Origin of the sequence: Janthinobacterium agaricidamnosum NBRC 102515 = DSM 9628 (assembly GCF_000723165.1) — a bacterium.
In the GTDB taxonomy this organism is placed as follows: domain Bacteria; phylum Pseudomonadota; class Gammaproteobacteria; order Burkholderiales; family Burkholderiaceae_D; genus Janthinobacterium; species Janthinobacterium agaricidamnosum.
In genome coordinates this window covers 123,721-146,055 of the sequence record NZ_HG322949.1, presented here as the reverse complement: position 1 = coordinate 146,055, position 22,335 = coordinate 123,721, and the positions used below count along the sequence as shown (strand labels likewise).

Here is a 22,335-nt window from a genome sequence, read left to right as displayed (position 1 = left end):
TTACTAGACGAAGATTATATGACAAGCCACCCTCGCCCACGTCATTTATTAATCCATGCCGTGCGCACATTGAGCGCCCTCGCACCACGCCCCGTGCGCCTGCAACACCGCTGCCAGCCTGATGTTTGCAGACATTTTTATGACGTGCGAGAAACGCCTGCGCCAAATACTGGTATTATATACAGTATTAAATGCTATAGCTTCGCGCTACGTCAATCATCGTGCAAACCGACGGTGTAACGCGCAAGTATGGAAACACGACTATAGTACTAAGTAACCCCCAATAAATTATTGTGATTTCTGACTTCCATAACCGGCGCGCTGCTGTGTTGCCTGCTGCTAGCAGTGCTAGCACTGCGTCGCAACAGGCGCCTTGCGGCGCATCCGGTTCTGTTCGTCATAAATTCACAATAATTTCCCGGGGATTACTTAAGTTGACCCGTTTTGGCCCCGTTATCGCTTGTTTTGCGCGCGCCGGCCCGCACCACTCACTGAAAGCAAGGCATCCCCATGGAACAGATCCGCATCCGCGGCGCTCGTACGCATAATCTCAAAAATATCAATCTCGACCTTCCCCGCAACAAGCTGATCGTGATCACCGGTTTGTCCGGCTCCGGCAAGTCGTCGCTGGCGTTCGATACTTTATATGCGGAAGGCCAGCGCCGGTATGTGGAATCGCTGTCGGCCTATGCCCGCCAATTCTTGCAGTTGATGGAAAAACCGGATGTCGACCTGATCGAAGGTTTGTCGCCAGCCATTTCCATCGAACAAAAAGCGACTTCGCACAATCCCCGTTCGACGGTCGGCACGGTGACCGAAATCCACGATTACCTGCGCCTGCTGTACGCCCGCGTCGGTACGCCGTATTGCCCGGATCATCCGGAAAACGCGCTGGCCGCGCAATCGGTGTCGCAAATGGTCGATGCGGTGCTGGCCATGCCGGAAGACACCAAGTTGATGATACTGGCGCCGGTGGTGGCCAACCGCAAGGGCGAGCACGTCGATTTGTTCGAGCAGATGCAAGCCCAGGGTTTCGTGCGCTTCCGGGTGCAAAGCGGTACGCATGACGCGAAAATTTATGAAGTCGATGACTTGCCGAAGCTCAAAAAAACCGAGAAACACACGATCGATGTGGTGATCGACCGGGTCAAGGTCAACGGCGACATCAAGCAGCGCCTGGCGGAAAGTTTCGAGACGGCATTGCGGCTGGCCGATGGCCGCGCGGTCGCCTATGAAATGGATACCGGCAAGGAACATGTGTACTCGAACAAGTTCGCGTGCAATGTCTGCGGTTATTCGCTGCAAGAACTGGAACCGCGCTTGTTCTCGTTCAACAATCCGATGGGCGCCTGCCCCGAATGCGACGGCTTGGGCCACATCGAATTTTTCGATCCGAAACGCATCGTCGCCTTTCCGAACCTGTCGCTGGCGTCCGGCGCCGTCAAGGGCTGGGACCGCCGCAACCAATTCTATTTCCAGATGCTGTCGAACCTGGCCGCGTTTTATGAATTCGACCTCGACGTTCCGTTCGAACAATTGCCGGCCAGTGCGCAGCAAGTGGTGTTGTACGGTTCCGGCAAGCAATCGATTCCATTCGCCTATGTGAACGAACGCGGCCGCACGGTGATCAAGGAACATACCTTCGAAGGCGTGGTCAACAATCTGGCGCGGCGTTACCGCGAAACGGATTCGATGGCGGTCAAGGAAGAGCTGGCCAAGTTCATCAATGAAAAACAATGTCCGTCGTGCCACGGTGCGCGCTTGCGCGTCGAAGCGCGTTTCGTCAAGGTCGGCACCGGCAAGCAGCAGCGCGCGATTTACGAAGTGGCGGCCAAGCCGTTGCGCGATACGCTGGAGTTTTTTGAAAAGCTGAAACTGACCGGCGCCAAGAAGGAAATCGCCGACCGCGTCGTCAAGGAAATTATTTCGCGCCTGAAATTCCTGAACAATGTCGGCCTCGATTATCTGTCGCTGGACCGCAGCGCCGACACCCTGTCGGGCGGCGAGGCGCAGCGCATCCGCTTGGCGTCGCAAATCGGTTCCGGACTGACCGGCGTCATGTATGTGCTCGATGAACCGTCGATCGGCCTGCATCAGCGCGACAACGACCGCCTGATCGAAACGCTGAAGCATTTGCGCGATATCGGCAATAGCGTGCTGGTGGTCGAGCATGACGAAGACGCGATCCGCACCGCCGACTATATCGTCGACATGGGCGTCGGCGCGGGTGTGCATGGCGGCGAAATCATTGCCGAAGGCACCTTGCAAGACATCTTGAAAAACAAGAAGTCGCTGACCGCGCAATACTTGAACGGCAAGCTGAAAATCAGCGTGCCGCCGAAGCGTCATGTCGCCAATCCGGACAAGCAGCTGGTGATTACCGGCGCCACCGGCAACAACCTGAAAAGCGTGTCGCTGAACTTGCCGGTCGGCTTGATGACTTGCGTGACCGGCGTGTCCGGTTCCGGTAAATCGTCGCTGATCAACGACACGCTGTACCCGGCCTTGTCGCGCCATTTGTACGGTTCGCAAACCGAACCGGCGCCGCACGATTCGATCAGCGGCCTGGAGCATTTCGACAAGGTGATTTCGGTCGACCAGGCGCCGATCGGCCGCACGCCGCGCTCGAATCCGGCCACGTATACCGGCCTGTTCACGCCGATCCGCGATTTGTTCGCCACCGTGCCGACCGCCAAGGAACGCGGCTACAGCGCCGGGCGTTTCTCGTTCAACGTCAAGGGCGGCCGCTGCGAAGCGTGCCAGGGCGATGGCGTGATCAAGGTCGAGATGCATTTCTTGCCGGACGTGTATGTGCCCTGCGATGTGTGCCATGGCAAGCGTTACAACCGCGAGACCCTGGAAGTGCAATACAAGGGCAAGAACATCACCGAAGTGCTGGGCATGACGGTGGAAGAGGCGCATGTATTCTTCAAGCCGGTGCCGCTGATCGCGCGCAAGCTGCAAACCCTGCTCGATGTCGGCCTCGGCTATATCAAGCTGGGCCAGAGCGCGACCACGCTGTCGGGCGGCGAGGCGCAACGGGTCAAGCTGTCGCTGGAATTGTCGAAGCGCGATACCGGCCGCACCTTGTACATCCTCGATGAGCCGACCACCGGCCTGCATTTCCACGATATCGACTTGCTATTGAAAGTGATCCACCGCTTGCGCGACCAGGGCAACACGCTGGTCATCATCGAGCACAACCTGGACGTGATCAAGACCGCCGACTGGATCGTCGACCTGGGTCCGGAAGGCGGCGCCGGCGGCGGGCAAATCATCGCCAGCGGCTCGCCGGAAGATGTGGCGAAGAATCCGGCCAGCGTGACGGGTAAATACCTGGGCCCGCTGCTGAAGCAAGCGTAATGGCCGCCCGCCCCGGGCACGGCAAGCTGGCCCGGGGCGGGAATAGCAAAAAGTAGCCTGATTTAATAGATAAAAAGAAATATTGACGCCGGTATTAACTGACTTTACCATCAGCTAGAGTTCAGTTCCTCAGTTGCGGCGAGCTTGACGACCTTTGCGGGAGAATCAAGATGTTTCAAAAAAGCCGGTCCCGCTCCACTACCTGGTACGGAGTCGTCGCGGCCTGCTTATTGCTGGGCGTGCTGCATGCCGCCCAGGCGGCGACGCTGTATTTCCCCAGTCCGGAAACGGCCGACGATGAGCGCGGCAATTATTCCCTCAATTTATTGCGGCTGGTGCTCAAGAAAGCCGGCAGCCGCGATACGGTGGAACGAAATCCGCTGAACATGCTGCAAAACCGCTCGGTGTTGGAACTGGCCATGGGTAACGGCAAGCTCGACGTCATCGCCGGCGTCACCACCAAGGAACGCGAAGAGAAGTTATTGCCGATCCGGATACCGATCACCAAGGGCTTGGTCGGCTGGCGCCTGCTGCTGATCAAGGCTGGCCAGCGCGAACGCCTGCGCGACGTCAGGACCTTGCACGACTTGCTGCCGTTCCGGGTTGCCCAAGGCCATGACTGGCCCGATACCGTCATCTTGCGCGACAATGGCTTGCTGGTCTCGACGGTAGCCCATTACAACAGCCTGTTCACCATGCTGAACCTGGACCGGCTCGATTACGTGCCGCGCTCCTTGCCGGAAATCTGGGCCGAACTGGACCACTACCGGGGCCTGGACATCGATCCCTACCTGGTGTTGCATTATCGCAGCGCCGACTATTTTTTCGTCAACCGCAAAAATACCAAACTGGCTGAAACGATACGGCGCGGCCTGGAAATCGCGATGGAGGACGGTACTTTCGACAAACTGTTTTACGAGCATTACGGCAAGCTGATCAAGGATGCCAATCTCGAAAAACGGCACGTCATCGAACTCGTCAATCCATTGCTGCCGGTCGAAACCCCCGTGACGCGCAAGGAATTATGGTTTTCGCTGGATGACTTGAAGCGCATCAAATAATCAATCAAAGCAATTTCGGACCGGGTACAGACGAAAAAACGGCGCGTCATGCTATTGCACGACGCGCCGTTTTCCGAGGTCACTCCAGCTTACTCGGCCAGGCGTTTTTCCAGCTTGGCCTTGTTGTCCGCCAATGCTTTCGGCAGATGGTATGCCAGCTTTTCAAACAGCTCGGTATGCAATGCCAATTCTTCCCGCCAGGCCGCCTTGTCGATCGAGGTGATGGTGTCGAATTGTTCCTGCGTGAATGGCAAGCCGTCCCAGTTCAAGTCGCCGAAGGCCGGCGTGGTGCCGAACAGGTTTTCGATACCGCCGCCGCTGCCTTCTATGCGTTCCAGCATCCATTTCAGCACGCGCATATTGTCGCCAAAACCAGGCCAGACGAACTTGCCTGCTTCGTCGGTGCGGAACCAGTTGACGCAATAAATCTTCGGCAGCGTGGCTGGATTGATCGCGGCGACTTTCTCGCCGATGTCCAGCCAGTGCTGGAAGTAGTCGCTCATGTTATAGCCGATGAATGGCAGCATGGCGAACGGGTCGCGGCGCACCACGCCCATCTGGCCGGCGGCGGCGGCGGTGGTTTCGGAACCCATGGTGGCGGCCATGTAGACGCCTTCGACCCAGTTGCGCGCTTCGGTCACCAGCGGCACCGTGGTCGAGCGGCGGCCGCCAAAGATGAAGGCCGAGATCGGCACGCCGGCCGGGTCGTCCCAGGCCGCGTCGATGACGGGATTCTGGGTTGCCGCAACGGTGAAGCGCGCATTCGGATGGGCCGCCCTGGTGCCGCTGGCCGGGGTCCAGTCCTTGCCTTGCCAGTCGATCAGGTGGCTCGGCGCTTCCTTGGTCAAGCCTTCCCACCACACGTCGCCGTCGTCGGTCAGCGCGACGTTGGTGAAGATGGTGTTGTCACGCATCGACGCCATGCAGTTGAAATTGGTTTTTTCATTGGTGCCCGGCGCCACGCCGAAATAACCGGCTTCCGGATTGATCGCGTACAGGCGGCCATCGGCGCCCGGCTTGATCCAGGCGATGTCGTCGCCGATGGTGCTCACTTTCCAGCCGTTGAAGCTGGCCGGCGGAATCAGCATGGCGAAGTTGGTCTTGCCGCAAGCCGATGGGAAGGCTGCTGCGACGTAATGTTTCTTGCCGTTCGGCGCTTCGACGCCGAGGATCAGCATGTGCTCGGCCAGCCAGCCCGCTTTGTTGCCCGGCGCTTGCGCTTCCTGGTAACCCATGTTCGATGCGATGCGCAGCGCGAAGCATTTCTTGCCCAGCAAGGCGTTGCCGCCGTAACCCGAACCGTAGGACCAGATTTCGCGGGTTTCCGGGAAGTGGACGATGTATTTGGTCGGATTGCACGGCCATTTGACGTCGGGCTGGCCGGCGCTCAACGGCGCGCCGACGGTGTGCACGCACGGCACGAAATCGCCGTCGCTACCGAGCACGTCGTAGACGGCGCGGCCCATGCGCGTCATGATTTTCATGTTGACGGCGACGTAAGGCGAATCGGACAGTTCCACGCCGATATGGGCGATCGGCGAACCCAGCGGACCCATCGAGAATGGCACGACGTACATGGTGCGGCCGCTCATGCAGCCGTCGAACAGGCCGTTCAGGGTGTTGCGCATGTCGGCCGGTGCGGTCCAGTTATTGGTCGGGCCGGCGTCTTCCTTGTTGCTCGTGCAGATGAAGGTGCGGTCTTCGACGCGCGCCACGTCGGTCGGGTCGGAGCAGGCCAGGTAGGAATTCGGACGCTTTTCCTGGTTCAGCTTTGTCATGGTGCCGCTGGCAACCATCTGGGCGCACAGGCGGTCGTATTCTTCCTGCGAACCGTCGCACCAGTAAATGCGTTCAGGCTTGGTCAGGGCCGCGATTTCCGCGACCCAATTGATCAGTTTCTGTTGTTTAATATATGCTGGGACGTTGAGTGTGGCGACGCCACCCATCACGGGCTGATTCATAGTACCTCCAATGCCAATAAAAGAAATCTGCTGCGGTTCCGGCAGGGCAGGATCGTCGTCAGCTTGTGGCTTGCGCGTGTCGCCATTCGGGGTCGAATGGGGTATCGGCGGTACGGCGGTCGTGTCGTTTGCGCGCTGGGCGCTCCCCCCGATGATATGGCCGGGCTGGTGGAACCTGTTGCGTGAACTCATACTTCGAATTCTAAAAATTGCCGGCGATTGTACACCCGTCAATCAGCGTCACGAGCAAAAATGTAGGAATATTGGTTGAGTAATGTAGTAGGCTATTCCGTATTTGATTTATCCTGTTATTTCCCTACGAAAAACCATTTAAAATCGGCCAACCACACCAAAAACATCATGAAAATTGCCATTCTCGACGATTACCAGGATGCAGTCCGTCACCTGGATTGTTTCAAATTATTGGATGGGCACGACGTCAAAGTGTTCAATAATTCCAGCCGCGGCGCCGGCCAGCTGGCGATCCGCCTGGCCGGTTTCGACGCACTGGTGCTGATACGCGAACGCAGCAGTTTTAACCGCATGCTGCTGTCCCGATTGCCGAACCTGAAGCTGATTTCGCAAACCGGCAAGGTCAGCGGCCACATCGATGTCGATGCGGCGACCGAGCTGGGCATCGCGATTGCCGAAGGCGCCGGTTCGCCGACCGCGCCGGCCGAACTGACGTGGGCACTGATCATGGCGGCGCAACGCAAGATCGTGCCGTACGCCAATCATTTGAAGGATGGTTTGTGGCAAACCGTGTCGATCGAGCAACCGTTCAATACGCTGGGCAGCGTGCTCAAGGGCCGCACGCTGGGCATCTGGGGCTACGGCAAGATCGGCCAGTTGATCGCCGGCTACGGGCGCGCCTTCGGCATGAAGATCCTGGTATGGGGACGCCAGGGCAGCCTGGATGCGGCGCTCGCCAACGGCGACACGGCGGCAAGCTCGCGCGAGGAATTTTTCGAGCAGGCCGATGTGCTGACCTTGCACCTGCGCCTGGTCGATGCGACCCGCGGGCTGGTGACGGCGCAAGACCTGGCACGTATGAAACCGTCGGCCTTGTTGGTCAATACCAGCCGGGCCGAACTGGTGGCCGATGGCGCGCTGGAGGCGGCCTTGCAGCACGGTAAACCGGGCGCCGCCGCGCTGGATGTCTTCACCGACGAACCGCTGCCGGCCGGCTCGCCGCTGCTGCGCATGCCGAACGTGCTGGCCACGCCGCACCTGGGTTATGTGGAGCGCGACAGCTACGAGCTGTATTTCCGCATCGCATTCCAGAATATCGTCGATTTTGCGCACGGCAAATGCAGCAAGCTGCTCAATCCGGAAGCGCTGGAAAACGGTAGAAATTAAAGGTTTATTTAAAAAGATGTAGAGCGTCTGGCAAAACGTTCAGGGCAAGGTGCATTGTCGTAGGCAGTACCAATGGTCGACAAGGCCATGCAACGCTGCCATGGATGTTTTGTCAGGTGCTGTTATTTTAATTCGGCGGGCGTGCCGGTCAGGTTGATGGCCGGCGCCGGCATCCTATGCGGCCGGCTCCACAGGCCGGCCCAGCCAGGCGGCCACGGCAGCACCGGGCCATTGTATGGCGGCAACTTGGCGCGCACGCCGACCACCGGCACCGGCGGCATGTCTTGCAGCGGCGCGCCGGGCGGCTGCTGCATGTCGAGGCTGTACATATAGTTCGGCAACAAGGCGTCGCACACGCCGGCGAACCAGGCAGCGTGGTCTTCGTCGCGGCCCAGCGCCTGCGCCAATCCTTGCGGGTCGAAGCGCGCCAAGGCATCGATCAGTTCGGCACTCGTCGCGCCCGGGGTGTCGCCCCAGCCCATCACCGGATTGACGTTGTAGTCGGCGCCCGAGCCATACCAGCCTTCGCGCCACGGCCGCTGCATCCAGTCGCGCGGACCGGCGAACAAGTGCCAGCGCCAGTGCAGGCCGGACGGTTTCGGCCACGAATACAGGTACAAGCGCTGATAGCCGGCGCTGTGCAATTCGCGCACCATCGCCATCAGGCGCGCATGCGGCATGCGGTCGGGCGGCGCGCGGCGGAACAGGATCGCTTCGCCGTCGGCGTATTGCACGTCGTCGGTCGACAGGTTCAAGTCCAGCGTGCGCGATTCGCTGCCGAAACGGGCGGCGATCCAGCCGGTCAGCAAGTTGACGGACGTGATCACGCCGTAACCGCGATGGCGATGGAAAATGACGGTACCGGGCGCAAGCGTTTTCATACGATGATCAGGCAGACAGTCGGACAGCTAGTGTAACCACAGTTCGCCGAAGTTTCCAGACCGTGGCGGACAAGCTGCCATATCATTGATCGATAGCATGCACACGGCGCTTCACGTTATCATGTTCTTTCTTCTCCACTGACCTTGTGACTTCATCATGACATTGCGCATCCTCGCCACTGGCGGTACTTTCGATAAACACTACAATGAATTGAACGGCACGCTGGGCTTTTCCGACAGCCATCTGCCGGCCGCCATCGCGCGCGCACGCATGACCGCGCCCGTCGCGCTGGAACAATTGCCGCTGCTCGATTCGCTCGACATGCAGGACGCCGACCGCCAGCGCGTGCTGGCATCGTGCCGCGCCGCCAGCGAAAAGGCGATCGTCATCATCCACGGCACCGACACCATGCGCGAAACCGCGCAAGTGCTGGGCGGCGCCGGCCTGACCGCGGCGGTGGTGCTGACCGGTGCCATGATTCCCTACGAGATCGATAATTCCGATGCGCTGTTCAACCTCGGCTTTGCCTGCGGCGTCGCGCAAGTCTTGCCGCCCGGCGTGTATGTGGCCATGAATGGCCAGATTTTCGCGTGGGACAATGTACAAAAGAACCGCGCCGCCGGCGTCTTCCAGCCCTTGTGAAACGTCGCGCCGGCCACTGCGCGACGAGCGTCAAAAACCCGCCCCGGCGGGTTTTTTTTCGCCTTTGATACTGCAAAAAATTATCAAAATGATAGAAATATCCTTGTTAATTAACGTTTTTTTTACAAAAAACCCTTTTTATTGATTGGCATCACATTACAACTTATCTTTTCAGACATTGATTAGTGCATGAATTAACAGCTTGTTGCAAAAATGCACAAAAATAAATTCATATTTTTATAAAAATCACCGTTATTTAAATTTTCATTGTGGCATTTTGTAAAATATTATTCGTAATTTATGATTAACACAAAAATATTATACAAAAACCATTAATTTAATTTGTATCACGTTACATAATGATTGCCACGATGAGCGAGCCGTAATTATTTTGCAATACCATAAAAGCATTGTCTCAATACCATTCCTATCCCTACCTGGCGTTTTTCTGAGAACCCGTCAAATCAGGGCGCTCGGCAGGCGGCGTATTCCCTCCCCAAACAGGGTCTTACTGCACAGCAATCAGCCGGCCTGTCCGCGCGGTCTTCATTGCTGCTCGCATGTTGTTCATCGTTATTAAAACTACTATCGGAGCAAGAAAAAAAGATGGCATTTCAAGAAAAAATTGGCGTGCGTTCAGTACGCCTGGCGTTGACGGTACTGGCAGGCACCGTATTCATGGCTGGCCACACGATGGCGGCCGACGAGCAAGTTCAAAAAGTGGAAATCACCGGCTCGTCGATCAAACGTATCGCGGTCGAAGGCGCGTTGCCTGTGCAACGCCTGTCGCAGGAAGCGATTGCCCGTACCGGCGCGACGTCGGTTGCAGAACTGATCCAGGCCCTGCCTGCGATGCAAGGGTTCACCATCGGCGCAGTGGCCGCCGGTTCGAACTCGGGCGGCCGCACTACCGCGTCGATCCATGACATCGGCGAAGACTACACCCTGGTGCTGCTGAACGGCCGCCGCATCGCGCCACAAGGCTCGGGCACCACCGTCAACCTGAACGCCATTCCGATGAGCGCGGTTGAACGGGTTGAAATCCTGACCGACGGCGCTTCGGCGCTGTACGGCTCGGACGCCATCGCCGGCGTGATCAACTTCATCCTGAAGAAAAACCTGCAAGGCGGCACGGTGGACGCCACCTATTCCGCACCGCAAGAAGGCGGCGGCAATGCATGGAACACCAGCGTCACCTACGGTTTCGGCGACCTGGAAACCGACCGCTTCAACATCATGGCGTCGTACCGCCATGACGACCAGGCCAAACTGCGCGCCACCGACCGCTCGTTCTCGGGCTCGTCGTACATTCCATTCAGCGTGCGCGGCACCAACTACATTTACGACCGCACCAGCACCTCGTCGTCGCCAGCGGGCGCAACCGTTGCATTCAAGGATGCAAAAGCCGATCCATCGATCGCCTTCACGCCCTACCTGGCCGCCAGCGGTCATTGCGGTCCGAACGCGTTCGTCACGCTGAGCAATAACAAGGCTTGCGGCTACGACACCGGCGGCACCGTCGAGATGTTGCCTGAATCGAAGCGCGACAGCCTGTTCACCCGCGGCACCTACAAAATTTCGGACAGCCTGTCGGCGTTCGCCGAAGTGGCCCTGTCGCGTTACGACCTGACCGCGCGCATCGCCGCCAATCCGGTAGCGATTCCGATCGCCAAAGGCAGCGCGCTGTACAACACCTACATCAAGCCATACCTGACACCGGAGCAGGAAGCGAAATTGAAAAGTGTCAGCGCCAATTACCGCATGACCGACTGGGGCCTGCGCGCCAGCAACAGCATCACCGACACCAAGCACCTGGTGCTGGGCGTGGAAGGGGAAATCGGCGAGTGGAACTTTGAAAGCGGCCTGACCTGGTCGCAAAACGCGATCGACGAGCGTTATATCGGCGGCTACGCGAAAAACGACGACTTCAGGGCGATTATCAACAATCCGCTGTTTAATCCGTTCACCCCGACCGGCAGCCAGTCCGCGGAAATCCAGGCGCTGATTCCTGGCTCGCAATTCAACGGTTCGATCCGTACCGCATCGACCACCATGCGCGCGATCGACAGCCATGGTTCGCGTGAAGTCTTTGCGCTGCCAGGCGGCAAAGCCAGCCTCGGTATCGGCGGCGATTACCGTGAATACAAGTACGAACAATCGCCGGACGCGGCCGCCAACAGCGACACCATCTACAACTTCAACACCTCGCCAGCCTACGACCTGAGCCGCAAAACCTACGGCGTGTTCGCCGAGTTGCTGGCGCCGCTGAGCAAGACCGTGGAAGTGACCCTGGGCGGCCGTTACGACAGCGTGTCGGCGATCGACAACGGTATTACCAACACCAAGATGGGCAAGGACCAGCACGCCAGCACCTACAAGGTGTCGGCCCGCTGGCAGCCGGTACAGACCCTGTTGTTCCGCGGTTCCTACGGCACCGGCTTCAAGGCGCCGAGCATGCTCGATATCGGCCAGCCGCTGGTCAATAACGGCTTCACCGCCAAGCCATGGAATTGCCCATTCCCAGGCGATGTAAAATGCCGTTCGTCGCAAACCCAGTACAACCAATTGGCTGGCGGTAACGAAAACCTGCGCCCGGAAAAATCGAAGCAATACACCTACGGTTTCCGTATAGAACCAAGCTCGGCATTCTCGTTCGGCGCCGACCTGTGGGACGTGAAAATCACCGACGCGGTATCGGCAGTCAGCGAAACCCAGGCGTTCAGCAACCCGGCCCTGTACAGCGAACTGTTCGGCACCTACGTCGAGCCGACCACCGGCTTGCCTTATTATGCCTTCAAAAAACTGTCGCTGAACATCGGCCAGAAGCATAACCGCGGCATCGACTGGGACATGACGGTGCGTCAAAAAACCGACTTCGGCAACTTCACGGCCAACGTCAGCGGCACCCACATGCTGCGCGCCGACTACACCGTGCCGGGCACCAAGGATCAGTGGACCAACAATATGAACTTCTTCGGCATCACCGATGAAGTGACGTTCCGCGACTTGTTCAAGATCAACCTGTCGCTGGAAAGCGGCAAGCTGACCAACTCGGTCATCATCAGCTACCGCAACGGTTATACCGATGCGTCGGCAACGGTGTTGAACCTGAGCACGAACAAGTTTGAAGACATCCGCCTGGAAGTACCTTCCTACACCACCGTCGACTGGCAAGGCCGTTACGTGATCAACGAGAAATTCTCGGTGCGCGGCGGTATCAAAAACCTGCTGAACGTCGAACCGCCGCTGTCGCTGCGCGCGTCGTCGGGCCACCAGGTCGGTTTCGATCCGCGTTACGCAGATCCGACCATGCGTTCGTTCTACCTGACCGGCAGCTACAAGTTCTGATGCGATGCACTGAATCAGGCTGAACCTGAAGAGCGCCTTGCGATTGCAAGGCGCTTTGCGCACAAAAAAAAACGGCAGCCGCACGGCTGCCGTTTTGCACTTGCGGCAAGGCCGGTCAGGCGGTCGCTTCGCCGCCCAGCGCTTCGACCACGTCGGCCATCAGCTTGCTCAATTCGCCGGTCATCAGCATCAGGTCGCCGTCGAAACGCTCGTCGTCGTTCTTGGTGCTCGATTCGGTTTCCTTGATCACGTCCAGCGGCTTGATGCTCTTGATCGCCAGCGACTCGGTCAGCACGAACGAAATCTTGTCGTTCCACGTCATCGCCAGGCGCGTGCATTGCTTGCCGGCGGCGATATGGCGCCGCACATCGTCCGCTTCCAGCGTGTGGCGCACGTAGCGCACGGTGGCCTTGCTTTCGCCGGTGGCGCGCAATTCGGTATCCATGTCGACCGTGAAACCGCTCGGGGCATCGTCGGCTTGCAGCCATTCGGTCATCACCGCGACTGGCGAACGCTGCACGCGCAAGCTTTCCAGCGGCAATTTATCGACGGCTTTCAACAACAGCTTGATGACTTCGTCGGCCTTGGCCGGGCTGGCCGCGTCGACCACCAGCCAGCCATTGACCGGATCGATCCAGGTCCACACATTGCTGCGGATGCTGAACGCGCGCGGCAGCAATTCGTCGGCCACGCGTTCCTTCAATTCCTTCATCGCTTTCTTGCCTGGAGCAAAGCCCTGGGCTTCTTCCATCTCGGCCGCGCGCGCCTTGGCGACCTGGTTGATGACGGTGGCCGGCAACAGTTTCTTTTCAGTGCCGAGCAGGATCAGCATTTGTTTGTTGACCACGTGCACCAGCGAGCCGTTGTTGCGCGGCGAATCCCAGCCCTGGCGCAGCAAATCCATGCTGGACGCCGGCGTAAAGGTGTTCGACGCAAGCGCCGCTTCCAACTGCTCCGGCGTAAACGCCCAAGGAGCAGGCAGCCGGTAAATCTGTAGATTTTTGAACCACATAGTTTTGTCTTCCGTTAATTCAGTAGTGCCAGGGGAACGCCATTTTACACGCTCGCCATGGCCTGCTCCGGATCGACGCGGCAACGCGGCGCACCCGGGGGACGCCATGCTGTTCAATGGCAAAGCCGCAACAGATTGATGCCAGGCCGATGCTCCCCTCAGGCCCAGATGCGCCCTGCCGCGCGCAAGAAATTCCGGCCCAGGATTTTCTCGATGCGGGCGCTGGTGTGGCCGCGCCGCGCCAGCAAATCTGCCAGTTTGAGAAATTTTTCCTGGCCACCCAGGTCAGGCAAAAAGGGCACGATGTCGTCACGCTCACCCGGAGCGCTGATGCCGAGCGAGCGGCGCCGCGCAACCTCTTTCTTGAGGTCCGCCAAATAGCCGGGTATATCGTCGATCTTGCTCAGCGTGCCATCGGTACCGATGCCGACATGGTCTTCGCCGCACACGTTGATCGCATGTTCGATGTGCGCAATCAGGTCGGCGGCCGTCGGCTGGCGGCCGATCGCCAGGAACGGCATCATGTAGATGCCGACAAAACCGCCCTTGTCTGCCACCAGGCGCAATTCCTGGTCGGTCTTGTTACGCGGCAAGTCGACCAGCGCGCGGCAGCCGGTATGCGTGATCATGATCGGCGCCTTGGATGCCCTGGCCGCGTCGAGGCAGATTTGTTCGCCGCTATGACTCAGGTCCACGATCACCCGGTTGCGATTCAAGGCGTCGACCACTTCATGTCCGAACGGCGTCAAGCCCTGGTTTTCAGGCACCAGGCAGCCATCGCCAAGCTGGTTGCGGTCGTTATAGGTCAGTTGAATCACCCGCACGCCCAGATTGGCGAAGGTATCGACGCGGGCGGCATTCTTGCCCATCATCGCCGCGTTCTGGAAACCCAGGATCACCCCGATGCGGCCGCTGTCATGCGCGTGCTGGATGTCGCTGGCGCTCAGCACCTTGATCAGCGAATCTTGCCGGCGGCGCAGGAAGGCATCCCACTCGGCCACTTCCTTGACGGTTTGCTCGTATGGATCTTCCTTGCCGAATACATAACCGATGGTCATGTTAAAGGCGCTCAAGCCGGAAGCCTTGGCGTCGGCCATGGCGCGGGCGTCGATGCCCATGGTGTAGCGGTCTTCCTGCTCCGCATCCGGCAGATTCGGATTGCTGATACTGCCGAGCACATCGATTATCAGCGGACGCTTGCCGGCCGGCGCCGCCTTGGGTTTGGCGGCGCCGGCGCTGGCGACCGGAGCGGCGGCGACCAGGCCAAGCGCGGCCAGGCCTTGCAGGAATGCACGGCGCGGCGCGGCGGCCGGCGGCACTTGAGGGGTAGAAGATTTATTCATATAAGTTGTGTAATGTTTTGCCAAGCAATCAAGGTTGTCAAGGTTGGCGATGCGGAAGTTCGGCGCCTGCAATCATTAAGCAAGGCCCATGCCAATCGGATAAAACGGACCGTGGGATTGCTTCTCTCGAGCATCAGCAATACTTGCAGCCTCGCACCTCAAAGGGACATCGCTAGTGTTTTAACGCCGCCGTCACAGTTGCGGAAACAGCTCCGCCTGTGCCTTGGCGCCATGTTTTTCCATGGACGGCGCCGACAAGGTACTGATGCGCACGCCGAGCAGGCGGATTTTCTTTTCAAACGGCACCCGCCGCAAACAATCGCGCGCGGCGCGCAAGATCATGGCGGGATCGGCCGTGGTATCCGGCAGCGTGACATCGCGGGTCACCGTCGAGAAATCCTCGAAGCGCAATTTGATGCCCACCGTGCGCCCCACCAGCTCGTGTTTTTTCAAGTCGTCGGCGACCCGCTCGCACAAGTGGGTGATTCTTTCCGACAGCAGCGGGCGGTCATGCACCACCTGCAAATCGCGCTCGAAGGTGACTTCGCGGCTGATCGATTTCGCTTCGGACGTGGTGCGCAGCGGACGCTCGTCGATGCCCAGCGCGGACGCATGCAGCCAGCTGGTGTACAGCTGGCCGAACTGGGTCAGCAGCAGCGCCACGTCGGCATGGGCCAGCTCGCCGATGGTGGTGATGCCCAGCGCACTCAATTTGGCGCTGGCCTTGGGACCGATCCCGTTGATTTTCTTGGCCGGCAATGGCCACACCCGGGCCTGGATATCGTCCTTGCTCAAGATCGTCAGGCCGTTTGGCTTGTCGAGGTCGGAACAAATCTTGGCCAGCAGCTTGTTCGGCGCCAGGCCGATCGAACAGGACAAGCCGGTCGCGCTGAACACCGCCTGCTTGATCTCGCTGGCCAGCAATCTTGGGTCGCGGGCGGCGCCGCTCAAGTCGATATAGATTTCATCGATGCCGACGTTTTCAATCACCGGGGCGATGCGCGCCACGGCTTCCTTGAACTTTGCCGAGTAGTGACGATAGGATTCAAAATCCGCCGGCAGCAAAATGCTGTCCGGCGCCAGCTTGGCGGCCTTCATGATGCCCATCGCCGAAAATATGCCGAAGGCGCGGGCTTCGTAGGTCGAGGTCGTGACCACGCCGCGCCCGGCATATTCGCTGATGCGCGAAAATTTCCGATTACCATCGGGCAACATCAGCGGTTGCTGGAGTTTGCCGCCGCCCACCACCACGGCACGGCCGCGCAATTCCGGGTACTTGAGCAACTCCACCGAAGCGAAGAATGCATCCATATCCAGGTGTGCGATGCAACGCGCAGGCTCGCTCATGCGCCTCCCGGCAATAGGTACGCGCAGGCGTTCAAACAACAGACTTCCAGGCGATAGCGGCTATCCAAGGTTGACCTATCCCAAGCAAGCCCAAAGGGCGTGTGAATACATATACTGTAATTATATACAGTATTACCCGGAATCCAGATTGCCGCAAGTGGGTGACGGAAGGACGTGACAAAAGTATGTGACGGCCTGTGCAATAACGTTTGAATTTTTTGCAATTTTCACAGGAATATCACTTTCATTGTCCATTTGCAATTTTTCAAGACCCGGCCATGCTACACTTTCGGTATTGATTCGGTATTGACTGGCCCCCATGATCTTGCCTCTGTTTTGCAGCGGAATACTGTTTTTGCTGGCTGCCACGCCCAGCCAGGCGCAAGCGTTCAACTGCCCTGCCGTGACGCGGGTCGGTATCAGCGATCTGGGCTTCTCGTCTTACCGCGACGGCGCCTCCTTTCGCGGCGCGTCGGTCGACGTGGTCAATGAACTGGCCAGGCGCACCGGTTGCAAATTTGAACTGCGCTGGTTTCCGCGCGGACGCATGTTCACTGAATTCGACAATGGTCACATCGACATGGTGATGGGCGCGGCGCAAACCGCCGAACGCGACAGGAATGGCAACTTCATTCCCTATTGCTATGCCCAATTCGAACTGGTGTTATCCAAAAATGCCGCTGCGCCATTCCGCAGCCTGAAGGATTTTGTCGATCGCAGCCATGCACGCTTGAACATTCCACGCGGCATCTCTCACCTGAACGCGGTGCAGGTGCAACTGGACCGGCTGGAACGGGCCGGCCGCCTGGAATGGGTCAACGATTTCGACGTGGTGTTCAAGAAAATCGCCGCCGGCCGCGCCGAAGGCACGCTGGCGCCGCCGATTCTGTACACCTGGTATGTCGCGCCGGCAGGCAAGGGCGATGCGATCAGCGCGCTGCAAGTACCGGAATCGCCGCGCCGGCTGGTGGGTTTGTACTTGTCGAAACAAAATATTTCGGCTGAAGTACACCAGGCTTATACGGCGGCCATGCGCAGCACCATCGCCGATGGCAGCATCAGCAGGATTTATGAACGTTATCTTGATCCTGCGATGATGAAGCGGGTTTATAAGAGCGGTGTGCGGGAGATTCTGGAAGCCTACAAACCAGGTTAACGGCCGCTGACACCACGCGGCGTGGCGAGGTCGTCAGCGACGATTACCGCTGGCTGCAAAAGAAGGAGCAAGCGGCCGTCATCGCCTACCTGAACGCCGAGAATGCCTATACCGAGGCGATGACGGCCGATCTCAAACCGCTGGCCGCGTCTTCCGCCTGGCGCTGGGCGGCAAGCCGCCACAGGTTTACCACGAGCCGGTGGAACAGTTCAGCGTCGAAGTCGCCGCCAGCAGCGACAAGAAATTCATCGAACTGGACATCAGCAGCACCGACACCAGCGAAGTGCGCCTGCTGGCAAGCAAGCGGCCGCGCGGCGCCTTGCGCGAGAGCGCATGCAATATGGCGTGGATGCTGTCGCAGGGGGGCATCACAGAGTAATTCTTGGAAGAAAATCGGAAAAGTACAAAAAAAGCCCTTGCGGAAGCATTTTTGCCATCCTATAATAGCGCCTCTTCCAGACGTGGTGACAAACGTCAGGATAGTTTTCTGAGATAAGCAAAGGGTGCTTAGCTCAGTTGGTAGAGCGGCGCCCTTACAAGGCGTAGGTCGGGAGTTCGAGCCTCTCAGCACCCACCAACTCAGAAAATTATCCAGCGCTTTATGGATCGGCAACACAGATCAAGCAAGCTTGGAGTGGTAGTTCAGTTGGTTAGAATACCGGCCTGTCACGTCGGGGGTCGCGGGTTCGAGTCCCGTCCACTCCGCCAACAAAGAGAAGCCCTCTGATTCAGCGAATCAGAGGGCTTTTCCCATTTCCGGAGGCGAAAACGCATTCGGCCTCATCGCTGATAAAATATCCAGCGCCACTTAACAGTTTCTCCCTCACACTTTCAAGATCGCGATGCCCGCCACCTCACGCCGATAGCCGATGATCTTGCCGCTCCATTCGATGTCCCATCCTTATATCCGTCTGCGGCTGCGCCTGGCGCATCACGCCTTGCTGCACTTTGCCGCCAGCCTGGCCAGTTCCGCCGAAATCCTGGTCGCACTGGCCGGCCCGGTCTTGCTGGGTTTATTGGCCGTGATCGCCCTGCCCGCCATGGTCGCCGCCAGCCAGCCGCTGCCAGTCGCCGGCGCCTTGATACTGGCACAGGTACTGCTGACGATCGCCCCGGTCTGGCTGTTGCGCAAGCGCTTGCTGCCGCACGATGTACTGCTGTGGCTGCCTGCACTGCCGATACCGCCAGGCACCCGCTGGCTGGCCCATATCGCCGTGGCCGGCATGATGATGGCGCCGCTGGCGCTGGCCTATGCGATATCGGTCGCGGTGTGGCTGTACCAGTGGCCGCTATGGCTGCGCCCGGTCTTCCATGCCGGCCTGATCGCCACCGTGGCGGCGCTGCTGCTGGCCTGGGCCGGCGCCACGCTGATCCTGGCGCTGCGCGCCCGTCCGGCGGCGCCGGCCAGGATGCGCCGCCGCACGGCGACAGCCGGCAGCTACCGGCCGCGCCGCACCGCGCCGCGCGCGCTGTTGCTGTGGCGCCAGCTGTTCTGGCTGCCATTCTGGCGCAACGATCATCCGGCCGGTATGCAGCAAAGCGCGCTGCTGCTGGCCGCCGCCGCCAGCGTACTGGCTTGGCTGTGGCATCCGGCCTTGGTACCGGCGCCGCTGCTGGGCTTATGTAGCAGTATCTTGCTGATCGTGCTGACCGACCGTGGCGACAAGGCGGTGCGCGAACAGATCCGCCGGCTACGCCCGCTGATGGCGGCCTGGCCGATCAAGACGCGCCGGCTGGAGTTGGCCGCCTGCACATTGACGCTGCTGCCGGCGGCGCTGCTGCTGGTCCTGTTCGGCGTGGCCTTGGCCCAGCTCGGTGCCGGCTTCAGCCACAAGGCCGCCTTGCTCTATATCGCCGTGGCCGGCCTGGCGCAGCTCGCCATCGTCGGATTGCCCCGGCTCAGCCCGCGCGGCCGGGTGGCGCTGCTGGCCTTGTCGATCCTGATACTGACCGCGATAGGAAGTGAATTATGGAATTAAAACCGGCGCTGCTGATCGACCAGCTCGATTTCCAGTTTGAAACCCGCAGCCTGTTCAGCCAATTCAAGCTGCAATTAAACAATGGCATCACCTGGCTGCGCGGCGCCAACGGCGCCGGCAAAACCACTTTGCTGAAACTGGCGGGCGGCGCGCTGGCGCCGTTGGCGGGAACGATCGTGCTGGACGGTATCGATTGCCGCTTGCAGCCGCTGGCCTACCGTTTGCAATGTTTTTATTGCGGCGGCGAAGCGCCCCAATTGCCCTGGCTCAACGTACAAGAGTTTCTCGACCTGCATATGACGCTGTATCCGGCCAGCGACGAAGTCTTGCTGAATGCCCAGCTGCGCGCGTTTGCGTTGATGCCGGTGCTGTCGCAAGGCATCACCACGCTGTCGCTGGGCCAGCACAAGAAATTGCAGCTGGCGCTGGCGCTGGCCTTGCCGGTGCGTTTGCTGCTGATCGACGAGCCGTTCAACGGCCTCGATGCCGAAGCGATGGCCTATTTGCGGACCCAGCTAGCCGACCCGACGCGGCTGTCGCGGCAATGCATCTTGCTGACCAGCCACCTCGATCCGCTGATGCCGCTGGCCGCTACGCTGCAGTTGTAATCTGCCTGTTGACGCATCGCCCAAGGCAGCTTGTATGTCCTTATGTATCTGGCCGGCCCGCAGATACATACGCTTGCATAAAGACCCATTTTTTGACACAAGCCGGATACACCCACGCGATTTAATAGTCTCCATCGATGCAACAGTGCTTCGAACTACCTTGAGAGAAAACATCATGTTGAAATTATCCAGCGCAGCAATCCTGATCCTGTCCGCCGTACTGGCACATGGCGCCCAGGCGGCCGCCCCGACCGGCGGCGCCGACGATTACGGCGTCGCCGCGGCGCCAAATACCGCCGGCCGTACCATCAGCGTGCAGCCGGGCGCCAAATACCTGAACGTCACCAACGGCGAAACGGTCAACATTTCGATCGCCGGCAAGAACTTCGCGTGGAATGTGAACACCTTCCCGAGCAAGACCGTGTTCGACCTGTCCGAGATCGCGCCGAAAGATGTGCCAGCAGATGGCATCAAAGTCTACGTGGCCGACAATCCACTGTATTCGGGCAGCTGATCGGCAAGCAGCGGCCTGCCACGGCCGCTTCAGCACTGGCAAGCCAGCCTTGCAATAAAAAACCCGGAACCGCCTCGCGACGGTTCCGGGTTTTGTCATGCCGCACCAGGCGGCGCCCTCATCAGGCGGTCATTGCGACTTTCTGCGCCGACTCTTCCACCACTTCTTCATCGTCCGAACGAATCAGGTGATCGAACGCGGACAAGGCTGCCTTGGCGCCTTCGCCGGTGGCGATGATGATCTGCTTGTACGGCACGGTGGTCACGTCGCCGGCGGCGAAGACGCCAGGAATCGAAGTCTGGCCACGCGCATCGATTTCGATTTCGCCGTGACGCGACAGCGCCAGCGTGCCTTTCAGCCACTCGGTGTTCGGCACCAGGCCGATTTGCACAAACACGCCTTCCAGCTCGACCTTGTTATCGCTGCCGGACACGCGGTCCTTGTAGCTCAGGCCATTGACGATCTTGCCGTCGCCATGGATCTCGGTGGTTTGCGCCGACATGATCACGGTCACGTTCGGCAAGCTGTGCAATTTGCGTTGCAGCACCGCGTCGGCACGCAATTGATCGCCGTATTCGATCAGCGTCACATGCTTGACCAGGCCGGCCAGGTCGATCGCCGCCTCGACGCCGGAGTTGCCGCCGCCGATCACCGCCACCCGCTTGCCCTTGAACAAAGGACCATCGCAATGCGGGCAGTACGCCACGCCGTGGTTGCGGTATTCCTTCTCGCCCGGCACATTGATTTCGCGCCAGCGGGCGCCGGTCGCCAGGATCACGGTTTTGCTTTTCAGCACCGCGCCGGTGGCGGTCTTGATTTCAATCAGTTTGCCGGCGGCGCTCAGCTTGTCGGCGCGCTGGGTATTCATGATATCGACTTCGTATTGCTTGACGTGCTGTTCCAATGCCACGGCAAATTTCGGACCGTCGGTTTCCTTGACCGAAATAAAGTTTTCGATGGCCATGGTGTCCAGCACCTGGCCGCCGAAACGCTCGGCCAGCACACCGGTCTTGATGCCTTTGCGGGCGGCGTAGATCGCCGCTGCCGCGCCGGCCGGGCCGCCGCCGACGATCAGCACGTCGAACACGTCTTTCTTGCTCAGTTCGGCAGCCTGGCGTGCGCCGGCATTGACGTCCAGCTTGGCAAGGATTTCTTCGACGCCGGTACGGCCCTGGCCGAACGGCTCGCCGTTCAGGAACATCATCGGCACGGCCATGATGCTGCGTTCTTCGACTTCTTTCGGGAACACCCCGCCGTCGATGGTGACGGCGCGGATGCGTGGGTTGATCACCGACATCGCATTCAGCGCCTGCACCACTTCAGGGCAGTTGTGGCAGCTCAGCGAGATGTAGGTCTCGAAGGCGTAATCGCCGTCGAGGTTACGGATTTGCTCGACGACGGCGTCGTCGAGCTTGATGGTGTGGCCGCCGACTTGCAGCAGCGCCAGCACCAGCGAGGTGAATTCGTGGCCCATCGGGATGCCGGCGAAACGTACGCCGATATCGCTGCCTGGGCGGTTGATGCTGAACGAAGGTTTGCGTTCCTGGTCGTCGCGGCGTTCCACCAGCGTGATGCGGTCGCTCAACAGGACGATCTCCTGGAGCAGTTCCTGCATTTCGCGGGCCTTGGCGCTGTCATCGAGAGACGCGACGATCTCAATCGGCTGCACGACCTTTTCCAAATAGGCTTTCAACTGGGTTTTGAGCGTTGCATCTAACATGATCGACTTCCTTCCTTATTATTTTGCAGTAACACTACTG

17 protein-coding genes and 2 tRNA genes are annotated in these 22,335 nt (G+C 59.3%); 12 read left to right on the top strand and 7 right to left on the bottom strand.

What is annotated here, in order from left to right:
- The first annotated feature begins 510 nt into the window (after positions 1–510).
- Positions 511–3,363, top strand: coding sequence for an excinuclease ABC subunit UvrA (gene uvrA / locus GJA_RS00635; protein ID WP_038487600.1), 2,853 nt, complete (start codon positions 511–513; stop codon positions 3,361–3,363).
- A gap of 170 nt (positions 3,364–3,533) precedes the next feature.
- On the top strand, positions 3,534–4,424 hold the full coding sequence (locus tag GJA_RS00630; protein WP_081905189.1) for a type 2 periplasmic-binding domain-containing protein: 891 nt from the start codon (positions 3,534–3,536) through the stop codon (positions 4,422–4,424).
- Between the two features lie 89 nt (positions 4,425–4,513).
- On the opposite strand, the gene GJA_RS00625 is transcribed toward GJA_RS00630, so the two are convergent.
- Entirely contained in the window at positions 4,514–6,385 is a 1,872-nt protein-coding gene (locus GJA_RS00625) for a phosphoenolpyruvate carboxykinase (GTP) (RefSeq protein ID WP_038487597.1), read from the bottom strand.
- Positions 6,386–6,745: 360 nt separating this feature from the next.
- Here GJA_RS00625 and GJA_RS00620 point away from each other — a divergent pair, with 360 nt between their 5' ends.
- Complete coding sequence (locus tag GJA_RS00620; protein ID WP_038498201.1) at positions 6,746–7,744, top strand: D-2-hydroxyacid dehydrogenase family protein; 999 nt, start codon at positions 6,746–6,748, stop codon at positions 7,742–7,744.
- Between the two features lie 122 nt (positions 7,745–7,866).
- On the opposite strand, the gene GJA_RS00615 is transcribed toward GJA_RS00620, so the two are convergent.
- Positions 7,867–8,625, bottom strand: coding sequence for a hypothetical protein (locus GJA_RS00615; RefSeq protein WP_038487594.1), 759 nt, complete (start codon positions 8,623–8,625; stop codon positions 7,867–7,869).
- Positions 8,626–8,782: 157 nt separating this feature from the next.
- Between GJA_RS00615 and GJA_RS00610 the strand changes: the two genes are divergently transcribed.
- The gene (locus GJA_RS00610; RefSeq protein ID WP_038487591.1) at positions 8,783–9,268 is read left to right on the top strand and encodes an asparaginase domain-containing protein; all 486 of its coding nucleotides are present in this window, start codon (positions 8,783–8,785) and stop codon (positions 9,266–9,268) included.
- A 606-nt stretch (positions 9,269–9,874) separates the two neighbouring features.
- Complete coding sequence (locus tag GJA_RS00605; protein ID WP_038487588.1) at positions 9,875–12,616, top strand: TonB-dependent receptor; 2,742 nt, start codon at positions 9,875–9,877, stop codon at positions 12,614–12,616.
- 115 nt (positions 12,617–12,731) lie between these two features.
- On the opposite strand, the gene GJA_RS00600 is transcribed toward GJA_RS00605, so the two are convergent.
- The 4 genes from GJA_RS00600 to GJA_RS28055 form a co-directional block, all read right to left on the bottom strand.
- A complete protein-coding gene (locus GJA_RS00600; RefSeq protein ID WP_038487585.1) occupies positions 12,732–13,628 on the bottom strand; it encodes a recombination-associated protein RdgC in 897 nt (298 codons plus the stop codon).
- 158 nt (positions 13,629–13,786) lie between these two features.
- Positions 13,787–14,971 carry a dipeptidase gene (locus GJA_RS00595; protein ID WP_051780078.1) on the bottom strand — a complete coding sequence of 395 codons (1,185 nt, stop codon included), beginning with the start codon at positions 14,969–14,971 and terminating at the stop codon, positions 13,787–13,789.
- A 192-nt stretch (positions 14,972–15,163) separates the two neighbouring features.
- Positions 15,164–16,318: a DNA polymerase IV gene (gene dinB, locus GJA_RS00590; RefSeq protein ID WP_038487579.1), complete on the bottom strand. Its 1,155-nt coding sequence runs from the start codon at positions 16,316–16,318 to the stop codon at positions 15,164–15,166.
- A 132-nt stretch (positions 16,319–16,450) separates the two neighbouring features.
- Positions 16,451–16,687: a hypothetical protein gene (locus tag GJA_RS28055; RefSeq protein WP_169803240.1), complete on the bottom strand. Its 237-nt coding sequence runs from the start codon at positions 16,685–16,687 to the stop codon at positions 16,451–16,453.
- Between GJA_RS28055 and GJA_RS00585 the strand changes: the two genes are divergently transcribed.
- The 7 genes from GJA_RS00585 (at position 16,674) to GJA_RS00555 (ending at position 20,575) form a co-directional block, all read left to right on the top strand.
- Positions 16,674–17,474, top strand: coding sequence for a substrate-binding periplasmic protein (locus GJA_RS00585; RefSeq protein WP_061301617.1), 801 nt, complete (start codon positions 16,674–16,676; stop codon positions 17,472–17,474). The genes GJA_RS28055 and GJA_RS00585 overlap by 14 nt on opposite strands.
- Before the next feature lie 199 nt (positions 17,475–17,673).
- On the top strand, positions 17,674–17,853 hold the full coding sequence (locus GJA_RS28090) for a hypothetical protein (protein WP_038487573.1): 180 nt from the start codon (positions 17,674–17,676) through the stop codon (positions 17,851–17,853).
- 122 nt (positions 17,854–17,975) lie between these two features.
- Positions 17,976–18,051, top strand: a tRNA-Val gene (locus tag GJA_RS00575).
- Between the two features lie 54 nt (positions 18,052–18,105).
- Positions 18,106–18,182, top strand: a tRNA-Asp gene (locus GJA_RS00570).
- Positions 18,183–18,343: 161 nt separating this feature from the next.
- Positions 18,344–19,453 (top strand): hypothetical protein, encoded by a 1,110-nt coding sequence (locus GJA_RS00565; RefSeq protein WP_038487570.1) that lies wholly within the window; start codon positions 18,344–18,346, stop codon positions 19,451–19,453.
- The gene (locus GJA_RS00560; protein WP_038487567.1) at positions 19,444–20,061 is read left to right on the top strand and encodes an ABC transporter ATP-binding protein; all 618 of its coding nucleotides are present in this window, start codon (positions 19,444–19,446) and stop codon (positions 20,059–20,061) included. Before GJA_RS00565 ends, GJA_RS00560 begins: the two co-directional genes overlap by 10 nt.
- Positions 20,062–20,236: 175 nt before the next feature.
- Complete coding sequence (locus GJA_RS00555; RefSeq protein WP_051780077.1) at positions 20,237–20,575, top strand: CzcE family metal-binding protein; 339 nt, start codon at positions 20,237–20,239, stop codon at positions 20,573–20,575.
- Positions 20,576–20,696: 121 nt separating this feature from the next.
- Here the strand turns inward: GJA_RS00555 and ahpF are convergent, their stop codons facing one another.
- Complete coding sequence (ahpF, locus tag GJA_RS00550) at positions 20,697–22,295, bottom strand: alkyl hydroperoxide reductase subunit F (protein ID WP_038487564.1); 1,599 nt, start codon at positions 22,293–22,295, stop codon at positions 20,697–20,699.
- Positions 22,296–22,335: the final 40 nt, after the last annotated feature.